Consider the following 17,279-nt stretch of genomic DNA (forward strand, 5'->3'; position numbering starts at 1 on the left):
TTGGTGGGTCGTGCGGGATTCGAACCTGCGACCAATTGATTAAAAGTCAACTGCTCTACCAACTGAGCTAACGACCCAATTTCCTTGCTGCTTTAACATCTTGCAAGATGTCTTGGCAACGGCGGCATATATTACTAATTTATCTTGGCAGCGCAACTTAAATTTTCGAACAAGTGGTTCAACTGCTTGTTCTTCACACGAATGAGCCCAGAAATCGGTCAAATCGACTAACTTCTGGGCTCATTTTTTTTGCTTGCTAACCGGCGACGCGACTTTTCGCCTGTTTGGCCGCAGCACTGGTTGGGTATTGTTTAATCACCTGCTGGAACACGGCTTTGGCTTTATCAGCCTGCCCTTTTTCCTGCATGATGATACCCACCTTGTACATTGCGTCCGGTGCCTTTGGTGATTTTCCGTAATTCTTCACCACGACCGCGTAATAGTAGGCCGCATCATCTTTCTTACCCTTGTTGTAAAACAACTGGCCCAGCCAATAGTTGGCATTAGGCTGGTAAGTCGATTTTGGGTACTGTTTTACGAAGGTCTGAAAAGCGGAAATTGCCTGGTCATACTGCTTTTTTTCCAGCGCCAATGAAACAGCGGCATTGTAGTCGCTGTTTTCATCGCCCGAGCTGGCGGGTGCTGCAGCTGTAGCGCCCGCAGACGCGCTCTCAGCGCTATCGGAAGATGCAGCCGCTGCTGCCCCACCCGCGGCACCTGCTGCGGCAGCAGAGCCCTGAGCGCCGCCCTGGCTGATGCTATCCATTTGTTGATAGATCTGCTTTTGGCGTTCAACAACCTGATTCAGTTGATATTGGTTTTCCTGGATTTGCCCGCGGAGAGAGTCAATATCACGCTGGTTGTCAGAGAGTTGTTGCTGGAGTTGGTTTAAAAGCTGGCCCTGAGCATTGCTGATGCGCTCAAGTGAGGTGACACGGTCTTCGACCGAGCCGGAGCCGACATTACTGATTGGCGCTTGGGCAGTAGCGGCCCATGGGACCGCTACGCCAACCAGTAACGACAGACTCAACAAGTGACGTCTGAAGTTACTGTTCATGCGATTCTCTTAGTAAACCAGAACTGCACGACGGTTTTTAGCATAAGCCGCTTCGTCGTGGCCCAGTACTGCTGGTTTTTCTTTACCGTAAGAAACGATAGAGATCTGGTCAGCAGAAACGCCTTTACCTTGCAGGTACATTTTCACTGAGTTAGCACGACGCTCACCCAGGGCAATGTTGTATTCCGGCGTGCCGCGCTCATCCGCATGACCTTCTACGGTCACTTTGTAAGACGGGTTGTTACGCAGGAATGCAGCGTGCGCGTCCAGCATCTGAGCGAACTCAGAGCTCACGTCATACTTGTCCAGGCCGAAGTAAACAATGTTGTTCTTCTGCAGTTCTTGCATCTGCAGACGAGCTTGTTCTTCAGAAGACAGGTTGCTGCTGCCATTTTCTGTACCAGTGCCAGCGCCCATACCAGATTGGTCGTTGTTTGCGCTTTTGTTAGAACTACAAGCCGCTACAGCCAGAACTGGCAGTGCCAGCAGAAGCCCTTTCAGCACTTTGTTCAGTTGCATTTCTTTAATCCTTTTATAGTTTGCCATACATATTTACACATGCATCACAGATACGGCGACCAGGCAGGGAATTTGACCTGTCCATCAGTTGCCGGAAGACGCGCTTTGAAACGCCCATCAGTCGATACCAGTTGCAACACGGAGCCCATACCTTGCGTGGAGCTATAGATCACCATGGTGCCATTTGGCGCAATACTAGGCGTTTCGTCCAGGAAGGTGCCGGTTAAAACTTGAACGGCGCCCGATCCGAGATCTTGTTTGGCGATATGCTGAGCACCATTGTTGGAGCTCACCATCACCAGGAATTTACCATCAGAGCTGACTTCAGAATCCTGGTTCTGAGAGCCTTCCCATGTCAGACGCTGTGACGCACCGCCACTGGCACTGACTTTATAAATCTGTGGCCGGCCGCCCTGATCGGAGGTATAAGCCAGAGACTGGCCATCCGGGAACCAGGTCGGTTCGGTATTGTTGCTGCGCCCGTCGGTGATTTGGGTGATTTGGCCAGAGCCAAGGTTCATCACGTACAGGTTCAGGCTGCCGCTTTTAGACAGCGCAAAAGCCAGTCGGCTGCCGTCCGGTGAGAACGCAGGTGCACCATTGTGACGCGGGAACGACGCGATCTGACGGATAGCACCGTTAGCCAGCGTCTGCACAACCAACGCTGAACGACCGCTCTCAAAGGTCACGTACGCCAGCTTGCTGCCGTCCGGCGACCAGGCTGGGGACATCAGTGGTTCCGGTGAACGGTGTACCACAAACTGGTTGTAGCCGTCGTAATCCGCGACGCGCAGCTCGTACGGGAATTTCCCGCCGTTGGTCTGCACCACGTAAGCGATACGGGTACGGAATGCACCTTTAATACCGGTCAACTTCTCAAACACTTCGTCACTGGCGGTGTGAGCAGAATAACGCAACCATTGCTTGGTCACTTTATACTGGTTCTGCGCCAGAACGGTGCCGGGTGAACCCGAGGTGTCCACCAGTTGATATGAGATCAGGTAGCCGCCGTCTGCACCAGGTTGCACCTGGCCGACCACGACCGCGTCAATGCCCAATGCAGTCCATGCCGCCGGCGTCACTTCAGACGCGGTGGTAGGTTGCTGCGGCATACGCGCCACGTCAATTGGGTTGAATTTGCCGCTGTTGCGCAGGTCTGCGCCGACAATCTTGCCAATATCTTCTGGAGGCGTGCCTGGGCCCGCCCATTTAAACGGCACCACACCAATAGGACGAGCAGAGTCGACCCCTTGGGTGATTTCAATGCGAACTTCCGCGTGAAGAACGGACGCCCACAGAATCAAAAAACCTAACGCTACTCGAAATGCCTGCTTCATCTCATCTCCCTTATCCAGGCGGGATGCCTGCGATAAATTAGCAGAATTTTAACAAACCAACGCAAACAAAACTACATAATCCCTGTTGGTTACCTTAGTACATCCCTGCGATATGACTTAGCCAATCAACAGTTATTCCGGTTTAAATACAAGGGTCGAATTCTTAAAATGCTGATAAACAGCGTCGCTTGACGGTTTCGGGATCTTAGCCTGATTCGCAGCGGCGACTGCCGCCTGGCAGAGGGCAGGATCCCCCCCCACTGCTTTCACGTCAATCAAAAAGCCATCAGGCCCTAGCTTGATGCGAAGATCACAGGTCTTACCGATAAACGAGCTAGGATCATAGAACTTGCTCTGAATCGCAGCACGAATCTGTCCCGCATAACCATCAATATCAGCACCACTGGCACCCGCGGTTTTGGCATTGCCTTGACCTGCTGGTTTACCGTCACCCTTCTGCTTGCCGCCGCCTTTCGGCGCGTTTTTACCGTCCGCAAGACCACCCATAATATCTGCAACATCAGATGCTTGGGCAGCTGCGGCTGCAGCAGCTTTCTTCTTGGCATCTGCCGCTTTCTTGGCTGCGGCTTTCTCAGCAGCAGCCTTTTCGGCAGCAGCGGCTTTTTTCTCAGCTTCCGCGGCCGCTTTTTTCTCAGCCTTCTCGGCTTCTGCCGCCGCTTTCTTCTCGGCGTCAGCAGCAGCCTTTTTCTCCGCGGCTTCGGCAGCTTTTTGTTCTGCAGCCTCAGCAGCAGCTTTCTTCGCCTCTTCCGCCTGTTTCTTGGCGGCTGCGGCAGCAGCGGCTTCTTTCTTGGCTTCAGACTCGGCTTTCTTCTGTGCGTCCGCCTGCGCTTTAGCGACTTTATCCGCTTCAGCCTTGGCCTTCGCAGCGGCCGCTTCCGCTACTTTCTGTTGTTCTTTGGCTTTCGCCGCGGCGTTCTCGGCCACTTTTTGCTGTTCAGCTGCCTGCTTTTGTTGCTCTGCGGCCTGTTTTTGCTGTTCAGCCTGTGCTTTGGCGTCCTGGGCCGCTTTTTCCTGCGCGCTCAAACGCTCTTTCTCCAGCTCTTTCAGGCGCTGCTGTTCCGCCGCCTGCTTCTGCTGAAGTTCTTCGGCCTGCTGTTCCGCTTTTTTCTGGCGCTGCTTTTCAGCACGCTGCGCGTCGTTACTCTGCTGTTGTTGGCGGTTGTACTGCTCCACCACTGCCCCGGGATCGACCATCACTGCACCGACGACCGAACCGTCACCGCCGCCGCCGGCACTGTTCATGTCGACGTTTTCTTGCAGCGATCCCCAAATCAGCAGGGCAATCAATACAAAGTGCAGAACGACCGAAACAATAACGGCGCGGTTCAGCTTATCGTTTTGCTCAGTTGCCTTTACCAAAATAGATTCCCAAAAACTGGCGTTGCTTATACGGGGTTCCTGCACCGCAGCACAGGAACCGGGTTGCCACTGACCTCAGGGTCAGATCGGCTGGGTCATCAGCCCTACAGAAGTGACGCCCGCCTGATGGAGAATATTCAATGCCTTGATAACCTCATCATACGGAACTTCCTTTGCCCCACCGATCAAAAAGACCGTTTTAGGGTTAGCCGCTAAACGCGACTTGGCTTCGGCAGCAACCTGCTCCGGCGGCAATAGCTCCATGCGATCGTGATCTACCACTAACGTGTATTGACCCACACCGGAAACCTCAAGGATTACCGGCGGGTTATCGCTACTGGACACCGCTTTAGAATCGGTGGCGTCTGGCAGATCAACCTCAACACTCTGCGTGATAATCGGCGCCGTTGCCATAAAGATCAGCAACAGCACCAGCAACACGTCGAGCAACGGAACTATGTTAATTTCGGACTTCAGCTCGCGCCGATTACGTCCACGAACTCTCGCCATGCTACCTCCTACTTATTTGCTGTCGCTGGAGAAGGCCTGACGATGCAGAATAGCGGTGAACTCTTCCATAAAGTTGTCGTAATTCTGCTCAAGCTTGTTGACGCGCTGGTTGAGGCGGTTATAGGCCATAACAGCCGGAATAGCGGCGAACAAACCGATAGCCGTTGCGATCAGTGCTTCAGCGATACCCGGCGCTACCATTTGCAGCGTGGCCTGTTTAACCGCACCCAGTGCGATAAAGGCATGCATAATCCCCCACACGGTGCCGAACAGGCCGATATACGGACTGATCGAACCTACGGTGCCAAGGAAAGGAATGTGGGTTTCCAGCGTTTCCAGTTCGCGGTTCATCGAGATACGCATCGCACGCGACGCCCCTTCGATCACCGATTCCGGCGCATGGTTATTAGCACGATGTAAACGCGCGAACTCTTTGAAACCAGAGTGGAAAATTTGTTCGGAACCCGTCAGGCTATCGCGACGTGCCTGGCTTTCCTGATACAAACGGGAAAGCTCAATACCGGACCAGAATTTGTCTTCAAAGGCTTCGGCGTCACGCGTAGCCGCATTCAAAATGCGGGTGCGCTGAATGATGATCGCCCAGGAGGCCACTGAGAAGCATATCAAAATCAACATGATAAGCTTAACCAGCAGGCTTGCCTTCAAGAATAAATCTAGGATGTTCATCTCATTCACTGCTTAAACTCCGCGACAATAGACTTAGGAAGCGCTATCGGCTTCATTTGGTGTGGATCAATGCATGCAATCAACACATCGGCCTGACTCAAAAGAGTTCCGTCAGAATTGACAATACGTTGAGCAAACGTAAGAGAAGCCCCGCGCATCGAGGTGATTTCACTCTGAACTTCCAGCTGGTCATCAAGACGTGCGGGAAGCAGATAATCTACCGTCATGCGCCGGACAGCGAAGGCGACATTTTCACTGAGCAGCTGCTGTTGATGAAAGTTATGATGACGCAGCATCTCAGTGCGCGCTCTTTCAAAAAAAGCCACATAGCGGGCGTGATAGACCACACCACTGGCATCGGTATCTTCGTAGTAAACGCGAACCGGCCATCGAAACAACGTATTACTCACTCTACTTCCCAGCAATGCAATTTAACGGTGCTACTATACGCAAGACGGATCGGGTTGGGAATGGGTTACAAGATGGGAACGAAAATAATTATGGGCCGCGATGGCCCATAACTTGGGGGTATAGCGGAGATTATAAAGAAACGTAAAGTAATCCTGCGGCCAGGATCACAATTGCCGGAAGTGGCGCAAAAAAAGCACGCCACAAAGTGCGTTGCGGTCGGAACCCGACGCCATGAACCACCCCGGCGCACACTGCCCAAATAAGCAGCAGGCCTTCCCAAATCTCCAGCGAGCTGGTCTTCGCCGCAAAGCGGGTCGGATCCCAGAAAATACAGCCCGCCAAAATCAACGCCAGCACCAGTGAAAGGGCCCTGATAGGGCCCTTATCAGTGATAGCGTACAGCTTGTCAGTCAATGACGAACTCATTACTTACCGTCTTGCTGTGCTTTTGAATCTTCGTGATGCTCAAGCGCCAGCGCCGTGATGATGCCGAAGGCACAGGCAAGAAGCGTTCCGAGAATCCAGGCAAAATACCACATGGTTTAGCTCCCTATCCTTAATACAGCGAATGCTTGTTGTTCTCGACGAAGTTTTTGTCGAGACGGCCGAACATTTTGTAGTACGACCAGCTGGTGTACCCCAGAACGATAGGCACGAAGATCGCCGCGACAACGGTCATCACTTCCAGCGTCAACAGGCTGGAGGTGGCATCCCACATCGTCAGGCTGATGTTAGGCACCGTGCTTGATGGCATCACGAACGGGAACATAGTCACCCCGGCGGTCAGGATCACACAGGCAATGGTCAATGACGACGTCACGAACGCCAGCGCGTCTTTCGACAAGCGAGAGAACAGAACCGTGAACAACGGCAGCACCACACCCAAGGCAGGCAGTGCCCACAGCAGCGGGTACTTGTTGAAGTTGATCAACCAGGCACCGGCCTGATGAGCCACTTCTTTGCGCATCGGGTTAGACTCTGCCATGGTGTCCAGCGCCGAGGTAATCACATAACCATCGATGCCTTTTACCAGCCAAATGCCACCTAACAGGAAAAATACCGCCATCACCAGCGTGGAGATCTGCGCCGCAGCGCGAGCACGCAGGTGAATCTCACCGGTTGTACGCATCTGCAGGTAAGTTGCCCCCTGCGTCACCAGCATGGTCAAACTGACCACACCCGCCAACAGGCCAAACGGATTCAGCAGTTGGAAGAAGTTACCGGTGTAGAACAGACGCATGTATTCGTCCATGTGGAAAGGTACGCCCTGCAGCAGGTTACCGAATGCCACGCCGAACACCACCGCCGGCACGAAGCTGCCGATGAAGATGCCCCAGTCCCACATGTTACGCCAGCGGCTGCTTTCCAGCTTCGAACGGTAGTCAAAACCGACCGGGCGGAAGAACAAGGCAGACAGCACCAGGATCATAGCAACATAGAAACCGGAGAACGCCGCCGCATAGACCATTGGCCAGGCAGCAAACAACGCACCACCGGCAGTGATCAGCCACACCTGGTTACCGTCCCAGTGCGGTGCGATGGAGTTGATCATCACACGGCGCTCAGTATCGGTTTTACCGATAATACGCACCAGGATACCGACACCCATGTCGAAACCGTCGGTGACGGCGAAACCGATCAGCAGTACGCCAATCAGGACCCACCAGATAAATCGCAGTACTTCATAATCAAACATACGTGGACTCCTGTTTAGCGCGCTTCCTGCACGGCGGCAGTCGGTTGTTCAAAGTGGTAGCGGCCAGTTTTCAGGCTGCTTGGACCCAGACGTGCAAATTTGAACATCAGGTACATTTCAGCCACCAGGAACAGGGTGTACAAGCCGCAAATCAGCCCCATCGAGAACAGAATGTCGCCCGCAGTCAGTGAAGAGTTCGCAACCGCAGTCGGTAGCACCTCACCAATTGCCCAAGGCTGACGACCGTATTCAGCCACGAACCAGCCGGCTTCGATCGCAATCCAAGGTAATGGCAAGCCATACAGCGCCGCACGGTGCAGCCACTTCTTCTGGCCAATGCGGCCGCGAAGGACGCTCCAGAACGACAGACCGATGATCAACAGCATCAGCACGCCACAGGCCACCATGATACGGAAGGCGAAGTACAGTGGTGCTACGCGTGGAATGGAGTCTTTGGTTGCCTGTTGGATCTGCGTTTCCGTCGCGTCGGTGACGTTCTGGGTATAACGCTTCAGCAGTAAACCGTAGCCCAAATCCTGTTTGGCCTTATTGAACTCAGCACGTACTGCCGGGTCGGTATTGCCGCTGCGCAGCTCTTCCAGCAGCTGGTAGGCTTTCATACCGTTGCGGATACGGACTTCATGCTGCGCCATCAGATCTTTCAGGCCGGTGACCTGGGTATCTGTTGAGCGGGTGGCAATCAGGCCAAGCGCATAAGGAATTTGGATAGAGTAGGAGTTTTCCATTTTATCCTGATTCGGAATACCGAACAGGGTAAAGGAAGCCGGAGCCGGTTGAGTGTCCCACTCGGCTTCAATGGCAGCCAGTTTGGTTTTCTGCACGTCGCCCATTTCGTAACCGGATTCATCACCCAGTACGATAACAGACAGCACGGCAGCCATGCCGAAGCTGGCAGCAATAGCGAAAGAGCGCTTGGCAAAGGCAGTATCACGGCCTTTCAGCAGGTAGTAAGAACTGATACCCAGAACGAACATCGCGCCACAGGTATAGCCGGCAGCCACGGTGTGTACAAACTTCACTTGCGCAACGGGGTTGAGTACCAGTTCGGAGAAGCTGAGCATCTCCATACGCATGGTTTCGAAGTTGAAATCCGAGGCAATTGGGTTCTGCATCCAACCGTTGGCAACCAGGATCCACAGCGCAGAGAAGTTTGAGCCTAATGCAACGAGCCAGGTAACGGCCATGTGCTGCACCTTGCCCAGACGATCCCAGCCGAAGAAGAACAGGCCGACCAGCGTCGATTCAAGGAAGAACGCCATCAGACCTTCGATGGCCAGAGGGGCCCCGAAAATATCACCGACGTAATGTGAGAAATATGACCAGTTAGTCCCGAACTGGAACTCCATGGTCAAACCGGTGGCCACACCCAGAGCAAAGTTAATTGCAAATAACTTGCCCCAGAATTTGGTCATATCTTTATAGATTTGCTTGCCTGACAGTACATATACCGTTTCCATAATTGCCAGCAAAAACGCCATACCTAGCGTTAATGGGACAAATAAGAAATGGTACATCGCCGTTAAAGCAAACTGTAAGCGCGACAGTTCGACAATATCAAACATCTTGACTCCTTGCTCCTCGCAGGAAGACTCCGACATGCGGTTATCGATATGACTTCGGGTGAAGCTACCGGTAACGCCCCGCAGTGAATGCCCTTAAACACAACAAAAATTTGATCCAGCTTCTCCGCTTTCAACCATGCATTCGACGCAGGCCACACCGGCCAATGTACTAAACACACCACTGAAAACCGACAACGGGTAACAAATGCAACAAGATCAACCATCCATTTTCATCATGGATGATACTCGCCCAATCCCACACAATAAATAGGTTTTTACGTGATATGGGTTAGACTTTTGGTTACAGGTCAAATTCTGGCCTAAAGAGGTATTCAGACGTAATTTGATCTGAAACAATTTAAGCCTATCTGCATTTTATTTCCAGATTCAGCTCACAATTTCTCATAATTATCTTGTGGTTATGTTACACAATGGTTTCGTAGTCTATCTACGTGCCTTTTGTGTTAAATAGATGTGATATTTAATGGTTATTTGTATTTAAATCGAAGTTGGCCTGTGACTAATGTTAGCTTTTATTAACCTACTCTCAGGACAAGCTTAGCTTATTTTTTTGCTCTGATAATTTCTGGCAATAAAAAAGAAAACTTATTGATTGAAACAGTCAGCATATACACCCGCCGCCTATCCTCTTTTCGACACGAAATGGCTCTCCAAAGGTGCCTGACGCCCGATACACGGGATATAGGTTAACGCTCCCGCCTAGGGCAGGCAAAAAAAAACAGGGCCAGACAAAAAGTCTGGCCCTGCTTAAATATGGGCTACTGCAGGCGGTTAATTAGCGATTCAGAACCGCTTTTACTGCCTCACCGATATCAGCCAGGCTGCGTACGGTTTTAACCCCTGCCGCTTCCAGCGCCGCAAATTTCTCGTCTGCAGTGCCTTTACCGCCGGCAATGATGGCACCAGCATGGCCCATACGCTTGCCTTTAGGCGCGGTAACACCCGCGATATAGCCAACCACTGGCTTGGTCACGTGGTCTTTGATGTAAGCGGCGGCTTCTTCTTCCGCGCTGCCACCGATCTCACCGATCATCACGATCGCTTCGGTCTGCGGATCTTCCTGGAACAGCTTGAGGATATCGATGAAGTTGGAGCCCGGGATCGGGTCACCACCGATGCCCACACAGGTAGACTGACCCAGACCGGTATCCGTGGTTTGTTTCACCGCTTCATAGGTCAGGGTACCAGAGCGGGAAACGATACCCACTTTACCCGGCAGGTGGATGTGGCCAGGCATGATGCCGATTTTGCACTCGCCTGGGGTGATAACACCTGGGCAGTTAGGGCCGATCATGCGCACGCCGGCTTCGTCCAGCTTCACTTTCACAGTCAGCATATCCAGCGTTGGGATACCTTCGGTGATGGTGATGATCAGTTTGATGCCTGCATCGATAGCTTCCAGAATGGAATCTTTGCAGAATGGCGCCGGTACGTAGATCACGGACGCTGTTGCGCCAGTCGCTTCTACGGCTTCACGCACAGTGTTAAACACGGGCAGGCCCAGATGCTGAGTGCCACCTTTGCCCGGCGTAACGCCGCCGACCATTTTGGTGCCGTAAGCGATAGCTTGCTCAGAGTGGAAAGTCCCCTGGCTACCGGTGAAGCCCTGGCAAATTACTTTGGTGTTCTTATCGATTAAAATGGACATTATTTGCTCCCCACTGCCGCAACAACTTGCTGAGCCGCATCAGTCAGGCTGGTCGCAGCAATGATATTCAGACCGCTGTCCGCCAGTTTCTTGGCGCCCAGCTCGGCGTTATTCCCTTCCAGACGCACAACCACCGGGACGTTAACGCCCACTTCGGCAACTGCGCCAATGATACCGTCGGCGATCAGGTCGCAACGCACGATACCACCGAAAATGTTAACCAGAACGGCTTTCACCTTGTCGTCAGACAGGATGATTTTGAATGCTTCGGTCACGCGCTCTTTGGTTGCACCGCCGCCCACATCGAGGAAGTTAGCAGGTTCGCCGCCGTGCAGTTTAACGATGTCCATGGTACCCATCGCCAGGCCCGCGCCGTTAACCATGCAACCGATGTTGCCGTCGAGAGCAACGTAGTTCAGCTCCCACTGAGCCGCACGGGATTCACGCTCATCTTCCTGAGAAAGGTCACGCATTTCACGCAGCTCTGGCTGACGGAACAATGCGTTGCCGTCGGCGCCCAGTTTACCGTCCAGGCAGATCAGATCGCCCTGCTTGGTGACGACCAACGGGTTGATCTCAACCATGGCCAGATCACGCTCCAGGAACAAGGTCGCCAGACCCATGAAGATCTTGGCGAACTGGCCAACTTGCTTGCCAGTCAGACCCAGTTTGAAGGCCAACTCACGACCCTGGTAAGGCTGCGGGCCTGCCAGTGGATCGATGGTCATTTTGTGGATCAGTTCCGGCGTTTCTTCCGCAACTTTCTCGATCTCAACGCCACCTTCGGTGGATGCCATAAACACCACGCGACGGCTTGCACGATCTACTACCGCACCCAGGTACAGCTCTTTATCGATATCGGTCGCGGCTTCTACCAGGATCTGGTGAACCGGCTGACCCAGCGCGTCAGTCTGGTAAGTCACCAGACGTTTGCCCAGCCAGGCTTCAGCAAAAGCACGGATATCTTCTTTGCTGTTTACGACTTTAACGCCGCCAGCTTTACCGCGGCCGCCAGCATGAACCTGACATTTAACCACCCACGGGCCGGAGCCGATTTTGGATGCGGCTTCTTCCGCTTCACGCGGTGTGGTACAGGCATAACCGGTTGGTGCCGGCATACCATACCGAGCAAACAGCTGTTTTGCCTGATATTCGTGTAAATTCATGATGTTCTATCCATTCAGTTCTGAAGGTTTTAGCCGAGCCATTTTGGCGGAAAACCGCATGACTTTAATCGGCCACATAGCACAGAGTGTGGACGCGGCGTACCCGTCATACTTGAAGCTGCAACTTTGTTGGCTGCCTTCTCTCACCCCAGTCACATAGTTCGCTATGTTCCTGGGGATTCGTTCCGTTGCCGCCGCGTTGCAACTTCAATTATTTAAGGTCGCGCGCCCATCAGGGTTACTAAACGTCCAGCAGCAGACGAGCCGGATCTTCCAGCATCTCTTTGACCGTCACCAGGTAACCCACGGATTCTTTACCGTCGATCAGGCGGTGGTCATAGGACAGTGCCAGATACATCATTGGCTGAATCACAACCTGGCCTTTAACCGCCATTGGGCGATCTTTAATGGCGTGCATGCCCAAGATGGCGCTTTGCGGTGGGTTGATGATCGGGGTAGACATCAGTGAACCGAATACGCCGCCGTTGGTAATGGTGAAGTTACCGCCCGTCAGCTCTTCCACGGTCAATTTGCCATCACGGCCTTTGACTGCCAGTTCTTTGATTTTCTTCTCGATGTCCGCCATGCTCATGCTGTCTACATCGCGCAGCACTGGGGTCACCAGGCCACGTGGGGTAGATACTGCAATGCTGATATCGAAATAGTTGTGGTACACCACGTCGGTGCCATCAATAGACGCATTCACTTCAGGGAAGCGTTTCAACGCTTCAACCACGGCCTTGATGTAGAAGGACATGAAGCCCAGACGTACACCGTGACGTTTTTCGAAGGCTTCGCCGTACTGCTTGCGCATGTCCATGATCGGCTGCATGTTGATTTCGTTGAAGGTCGTCAGCATCGCAGTGCTGTTCTTCGCTTCCAACAGGCGCTCGGCTACGCGCTTGCGCAGACGGGTCATAGGTACACGCTTCTCGCTGCGACCGCTCAGAGCAGGCTGCGGAGCGGCCTCAACGGCAGCTGGCTTATCGCCTTTCTTGCCGTTAGCCAGGTGTGCTTCCACATCTTCGCGGGTGATACGGCCACCCACACCGCTACCTTTGATGGCAGCAGCATCAAGATCGTGCTCGGCAATCAGGCGGCGGATCGCCGGGCTGAGTGCGTCGTTGCTTTCTTCTTCCAGGCTGGCGGTTGCGCGCTGAGCTGGAGTGGCTTCTTTAGCCTGGCTCTTCTCTTCGGTCGGTTTGCCTGAACTGTTGCCCGGGCGAATACGGCCGAGGATCTGGCGAGAAAGCACGGTTGCGCCCTCTTCTTCCACGATCGCATCGAGGATCCCTGCTTCGCTGGCCGGTACTTCCAGCACAACTTTATCAGTTTCGATTTCAACCAGAACTTCGTCACGCTGGACGCTGTCACCTGGTTTCTTGTGCCAGGTGGCTACGGTCGCATCTGCAACCGATTCAGGAAGGTCAGGAACCAGAATATCTACGCTACTCATTTGCTTTCCCTTAATCTTTAATCAATATTCAGCGCGTCATTAACCAGAGCCTGCTGCTGCTTCTGGTGTACGGACATATAACCGACTGCCGGAGAGGCAGAGGCTGGACGTCCGGCGTAACGTAAAGAAGCCCCGAACGGCACGACTTCACGGAAATTATGTTGGCTACAGTACCAGGCACCCTGGTTCAGCGGCTCTTCTTGACACCAGACGAAATCATGCACGTGAGCATATTTCTCCAGCACCGCCTGAAGGGCCTGATGCGGGAACGGGTACAGTTGCTCAATACGTACGATGGCCACGTCTTTCTGGTCGTTTTTGCGACGCTGTTCCAGCAGATCGTAATAGACCTTACCGGAGCAGAGCACCACGCGTTTGACCGCTTTCGGATCCAGATCGTCGATCTCACCAATCGCCGGCATGAAGGTGCCGTTAGCCAGCTCATCCAGAGAAGAGGTCGCCAGCGGGTGACGCAGCAGAGATTTCGGTGACATCACCACCAGCGGACGGCGCATACCGCGCAGCGCCTGACGACGCAGCATGTGGTAAACCTGGGCCGGGGTGGATGGGATGCACACCTGCATATTCTGCTCAGCACACAGCTGCAGGTAACGTTCCAGACGCGCAGATGAGTGCTCTGGGCCCTGGCCTTCGTAACCGTGCGGCAGCAGCATCACCAGACCACACATACGGCCCCATTTCTGCTCGCCGGAACTGATGAACTGGTCGATGACCACCTGAGCGCCGTTAGCGAAGTCACCGAACTGCGCTTCCCAAATCGTCAAGGTGCGTGGTTCTGCGGTGGCATAGCCATATTCGAACGCCAGTACGGCTTCTTCAGACAGTACGGAGTCCCAAACTTTGAACTCGCCCTGCCCGCTGTGGACATTGGCCAGCGGCACGTAGACCGAACCATTTTTCTGGTTATGCACCACCGCATGACGGTGGAAGAAGGTACCGCGACCGGCATCTTCACCGGAAAGGCGGATTGGAATGCCTTCGTCAACCAAAGTCGCGTAAGCCAGCGTTTCCGCTGCGCCCCAGTCGAACGCTTTACTACCTGCTGCCATCTCTGCGCGGTCACCGTAGATTTTCGCTACGCGTGATTGCATTTCGATCGCTTCCGGCGCGGTACTGATGCGACGGGCCAGTTCCTGCAGGCGCTTCATTTCAACTTTGCTTGGGTACTCTTCGTCCCATTCGTGGTTGAGGTACGGCGACCAGGTAAAGGAGTGCAGGTTCATCGGACGCCATTCTTCAACCACGCAGTCACCGCGGTCGAGCGCATCACGATACAGGTTGACCATTTCCGTGGCATCTTCCAGCGTGGCAACTTTTTGTTCAGTCAGCACGTCAGCATAAAGCTTGCGCGGCGTAGGGTGCTTTTTGATCTTCTGGTACATCACCGGCTGGGTTGCACTTGGCTCATCGGCCTCGTTATGCCCGTGGCGACGGTAGCAAACCAGATCGATCATCACGTCACGTTTGAAGGTGTTACGGAAATCCAACGCCAGACGGGTAACAAAGGCCACCGCTTCAGGATCGTCAGCATTCACGTGGAAGATCGGTGCCTGCACCATCTTGGCAATGTCGGTACAATATTCGGTTGAACGCGCATCCAACGGGTTGGAGGTGGTGAAACCAACCTGGTTGTTAATCACGATACGAACCGTACCACCCACTTCATAGCCGCGAGCCTGAGACATGTTCAGCGTTTCCTGAACTACGCCCTGGCCAGTAATGGCGGCATCACCGTGGATAGTGATTGGCAGTACCATATTGCTGCGCGCTTCATCCAGACGGTCACGACGAGCACGTACAGAACCCATAACCACTGGGCTGACGATCTCCAGGTGCGACGGGTTAAACGCCAGCGCCAGGTGAACCATGCCGCCTTCGGTTTCTACGTCGGAGGAGAAGCCTTGGTGATATTTCACGTCACCGGTACCGAGGTGTTCTTTATGCTTGCCGGCAAACTCGTCGAACAGGTCGGCAGGTTTTTTACCCAGTACGTTGATCAGCACGTTCAGACGGCCGCGGTGGGCCATGCCCAATACCACTTCGCGCGTGCCATTCTTACCGGCGTGACGCACCATCTCTTTCAGCATCGGCACCAGCGCATCGCCGCCTTCCAGCGAGAAGCGCTTCGCACCCGGGAACTTGGCACCCAGGTAGCGTTCCAGGCCTTCCGCAGCGGTCAGCTCGTTCAGGAAACGGCGTTTCTCGTCGTTGGTAAAGCTGGCGTGACCCACGACCGATTCGATACGCTGCTGGATCCAGCGTTTCTCTTCGGTATTGGTGATGTGCATGTATTCAGCACCGATCGAACCGCAGTAGGTCTGCTTCAGCGCAGCATACAGGTCGCCCAATTTCATGGTTTCTTTGCCGATGGCGAAAGAACCCACGTTGAAGGTTTCCTGGAAGTCGGCTTCGGTCAGGTTATGGTAGCCAGGCTCAAGGTCAGGAACTTGCTCCCGCTGCCATAGACCGAGCGGATCGAGGTTGGCATGCTGATGTCCGCGGAAACGGAAGGCGTTAATCAGCTGCAGTACCTTGACTTGTTTGGCGTCGGTGTCTGGATCGTTGATGGTGGTGTTATAACGCGCAGAGTCTTTCGCCAGGCGGCGGAAGTAGTCACGCGTTTGAGAGTGAAGCTGATCGGGTTTTACACCCGCGGTTGGTAGCTGTTGAAAAATGGAACGCCAGCTATCTTCAACGGAGCCCGGATCGGTTAAGAAGTCTTCATAGAGCTGTTCTATGTAAGACTGGTTCGCGCCCGCCAGATAGGAGGAATCCAGCCAGGCCTTCATTGCGCCGTTCTGCATCATGATCCCTTAAGCTTTGAAGCTTTAGTTTTCGCCGTGGTTAACATAATTACCGTGATGGATACGGTTTGCCGTAGAAACGGTTCACTCGACGTACTTTTACGGTACGTTCTGCTATGGACCTCGCGGTCCCTTACAAGGAACCTCTAAAAACCGGCGGGCGAACCAGGCTGCATGCTGCCACAGCCACTGGTCAGTTTTTAGAGGCTCCCTCCTTTGCGATGTGCGCCGGAAACTGCCCGGCGCAGCATCTCATTCCACTTATGCGCCGCGTTGCAGCAACATAGACTTGATATGACCGATAGCACGCGTCGGATTCAAGCCTTTAGGGCATACACTGACACAATTCATAATGCTATGGCAGCGGAAAACACTGAAAGCGTCGTCCAGATCGTCTAAACGTTCTTCCGTTTCCGTATCACGGCTGTCGATCAGGAAGCGGTACGCCGCCAACAGGCCAGCCGGGCCAACGAATTTGTCAGGGTTCCACCAGAACGATGGGCAAGACGTCGAGCAACATGCACACAGAATGCACTCGTACAGACCATCCAGCTTGGCGCGTTGCTCCGGCGATTGCAGGTGCTCACGCGCCGGTGGGTTCTTGCCGTCGTTCTGCAGGTAAGGCTTGATCTTCTCATACTGGGTATAGAACTGACCCATATCAACGACCAGATCGCGCACGACTGGCAAACCTGGCAGCGGACGAATCACAATCTTGTTATTGCCTTTACGCAACGACGAGACCGGTGTGATACATGCCAGACCGTTTTTACCGTTCATGTTGAGGCCATCGGAACCACAGACCCCTTCACGACAAGAGCGGCGGAACGACAGGGTCGGATCTTTCTCTTTCAGCTGGATCAAGGCATCCAGCAACATCATGTCGCGACCTTCTTCCGCTTCCAGGCTGTAGTCCTGCATATGCGGAGCGTCGTCAACATCCGGATTGTAGCGATAAATTGAAAATTCGAGTTTCATCAATC

The 17,279-nt window shown here is 53.6% G+C and carries 16 protein-coding genes and 1 tRNA gene; all 17 read right to left on the reverse strand.

The features are described from left to right. Nucleotide 1 precedes the first annotated feature (1 nt). A tRNA-Lys gene (locus AC2FCQ_RS08325) sits at nucleotides 2-77 on the reverse strand. 179 nt (nucleotides 78-256) lie between these two features. After that, nucleotides 257-1,057 (reverse strand): cell division protein CpoB, encoded by an 801-nt coding sequence (gene cpoB, locus AC2FCQ_RS08330; RefSeq protein ID WP_490308039.1) that lies wholly within the window; start codon nucleotides 1,055-1,057, stop codon nucleotides 257-259. 9 nt (nucleotides 1,058-1,066) lie between these two features. Beyond that, entirely contained in the window at nucleotides 1,067-1,576 is a 510-nt protein-coding gene (gene pal, locus AC2FCQ_RS08335; RefSeq protein WP_037418161.1) for a peptidoglycan-associated lipoprotein Pal, read from the reverse strand. A gap of 44 nt (nucleotides 1,577-1,620) precedes the next feature. Then, nucleotides 1,621-2,913, reverse strand: a complete 1,293-nt coding sequence (gene tolB, locus AC2FCQ_RS08340) for a Tol-Pal system beta propeller repeat protein TolB (protein WP_020825685.1) — start codon at nucleotides 2,911-2,913, stop codon at nucleotides 1,621-1,623. Nucleotides 2,914-3,045: 132 nt separating this feature from the next. Continuing rightward, entirely contained in the window at nucleotides 3,046-4,293 is a 1,248-nt protein-coding gene (gene tolA, locus AC2FCQ_RS08345; protein WP_490308040.1) for a cell envelope integrity protein TolA, read from the reverse strand. 81 nt (nucleotides 4,294-4,374) lie between these two features. Continuing rightward, nucleotides 4,375-4,803 carry a colicin uptake protein TolR gene (tolR, locus tag AC2FCQ_RS08350; RefSeq protein ID WP_490308041.1) on the reverse strand — a complete coding sequence of 143 codons (429 nt, stop codon included), beginning with the start codon at nucleotides 4,801-4,803 and terminating at the stop codon, nucleotides 4,375-4,377. Nucleotides 4,804-4,815: 12 nt separating this feature from the next. Beyond that, the gene (gene tolQ / locus AC2FCQ_RS08355) at nucleotides 4,816-5,499 is read right to left on the reverse strand and encodes a Tol-Pal system protein TolQ (RefSeq protein WP_209636248.1); all 684 of its coding nucleotides are present in this window, start codon (nucleotides 5,497-5,499) and stop codon (nucleotides 4,816-4,818) included. Next, on the reverse strand, nucleotides 5,496-5,900 hold the full coding sequence (gene ybgC, locus AC2FCQ_RS08360) for a tol-pal system-associated acyl-CoA thioesterase (protein WP_012005710.1): 405 nt from the start codon (nucleotides 5,898-5,900) through the stop codon (nucleotides 5,496-5,498). The genes tolQ and ybgC overlap by 4 nt, the downstream gene beginning before the upstream one ends. Before the next feature lie 130 nt (nucleotides 5,901-6,030). Further along, complete coding sequence (gene ybgE, locus AC2FCQ_RS08365; RefSeq protein WP_265554335.1) at nucleotides 6,031-6,327, reverse strand: cyd operon protein YbgE; 297 nt, start codon at nucleotides 6,325-6,327, stop codon at nucleotides 6,031-6,033. Continuing rightward, nucleotides 6,327-6,440 (reverse strand): cytochrome bd-I oxidase subunit CydX, encoded by a 114-nt coding sequence (gene cydX / locus AC2FCQ_RS08370; RefSeq protein ID WP_004949761.1) that lies wholly within the window; start codon nucleotides 6,438-6,440, stop codon nucleotides 6,327-6,329. Before cydX ends, ybgE begins: the two co-directional genes overlap by 1 nt. Nucleotides 6,441-6,457: 17 nt before the next feature. Next, nucleotides 6,458-7,597: a cytochrome d ubiquinol oxidase subunit II gene (gene cydB, locus AC2FCQ_RS08375; RefSeq protein WP_265554343.1), complete on the reverse strand. Its 1,140-nt coding sequence runs from the start codon at nucleotides 7,595-7,597 to the stop codon at nucleotides 6,458-6,460. Nucleotides 7,598-7,611: 14 nt separating this feature from the next. Then, a complete protein-coding gene (gene cydA / locus AC2FCQ_RS08380) occupies nucleotides 7,612-9,180 on the reverse strand; it encodes a cytochrome ubiquinol oxidase subunit I (RefSeq protein ID WP_209636254.1) in 1,569 nt (522 codons plus the stop codon). 796 nt (nucleotides 9,181-9,976) lie between these two features. Further along, nucleotides 9,977-10,849 (reverse strand): succinate--CoA ligase subunit alpha, encoded by an 873-nt coding sequence (sucD, locus tag AC2FCQ_RS08385; protein WP_209636256.1) that lies wholly within the window; start codon nucleotides 10,847-10,849, stop codon nucleotides 9,977-9,979. Continuing rightward, the gene (gene sucC / locus AC2FCQ_RS08390) at nucleotides 10,849-12,015 is read right to left on the reverse strand and encodes an ADP-forming succinate--CoA ligase subunit beta (RefSeq protein ID WP_012005704.1); all 1,167 of its coding nucleotides are present in this window, start codon (nucleotides 12,013-12,015) and stop codon (nucleotides 10,849-10,851) included. The genes sucD and sucC overlap by 1 nt, the downstream gene beginning before the upstream one ends. 241 nt (nucleotides 12,016-12,256) lie before the next feature. Continuing rightward, nucleotides 12,257-13,471: a 2-oxoglutarate dehydrogenase complex dihydrolipoyllysine-residue succinyltransferase gene (gene odhB / locus AC2FCQ_RS08395; RefSeq protein WP_209636258.1), complete on the reverse strand. Its 1,215-nt coding sequence runs from the start codon at nucleotides 13,469-13,471 to the stop codon at nucleotides 12,257-12,259. Between the two features lie 17 nt (nucleotides 13,472-13,488). Beyond that, on the reverse strand, nucleotides 13,489-16,296 hold the full coding sequence (gene sucA / locus AC2FCQ_RS08400) for a 2-oxoglutarate dehydrogenase E1 component (protein WP_265554873.1): 2,808 nt from the start codon (nucleotides 16,294-16,296) through the stop codon (nucleotides 13,489-13,491). A gap of 261 nt (nucleotides 16,297-16,557) precedes the next feature. Next, nucleotides 16,558-17,274, reverse strand: a complete 717-nt coding sequence (locus tag AC2FCQ_RS08405) for a succinate dehydrogenase iron-sulfur subunit (RefSeq protein ID WP_209636262.1) — start codon at nucleotides 17,272-17,274, stop codon at nucleotides 16,558-16,560. Nucleotides 17,275-17,279: the final 5 nt, after the last annotated feature.

The sequence above is a fragment of the Serratia sp. CoH_134_PS_4 genome (assembly GCF_058190535.1).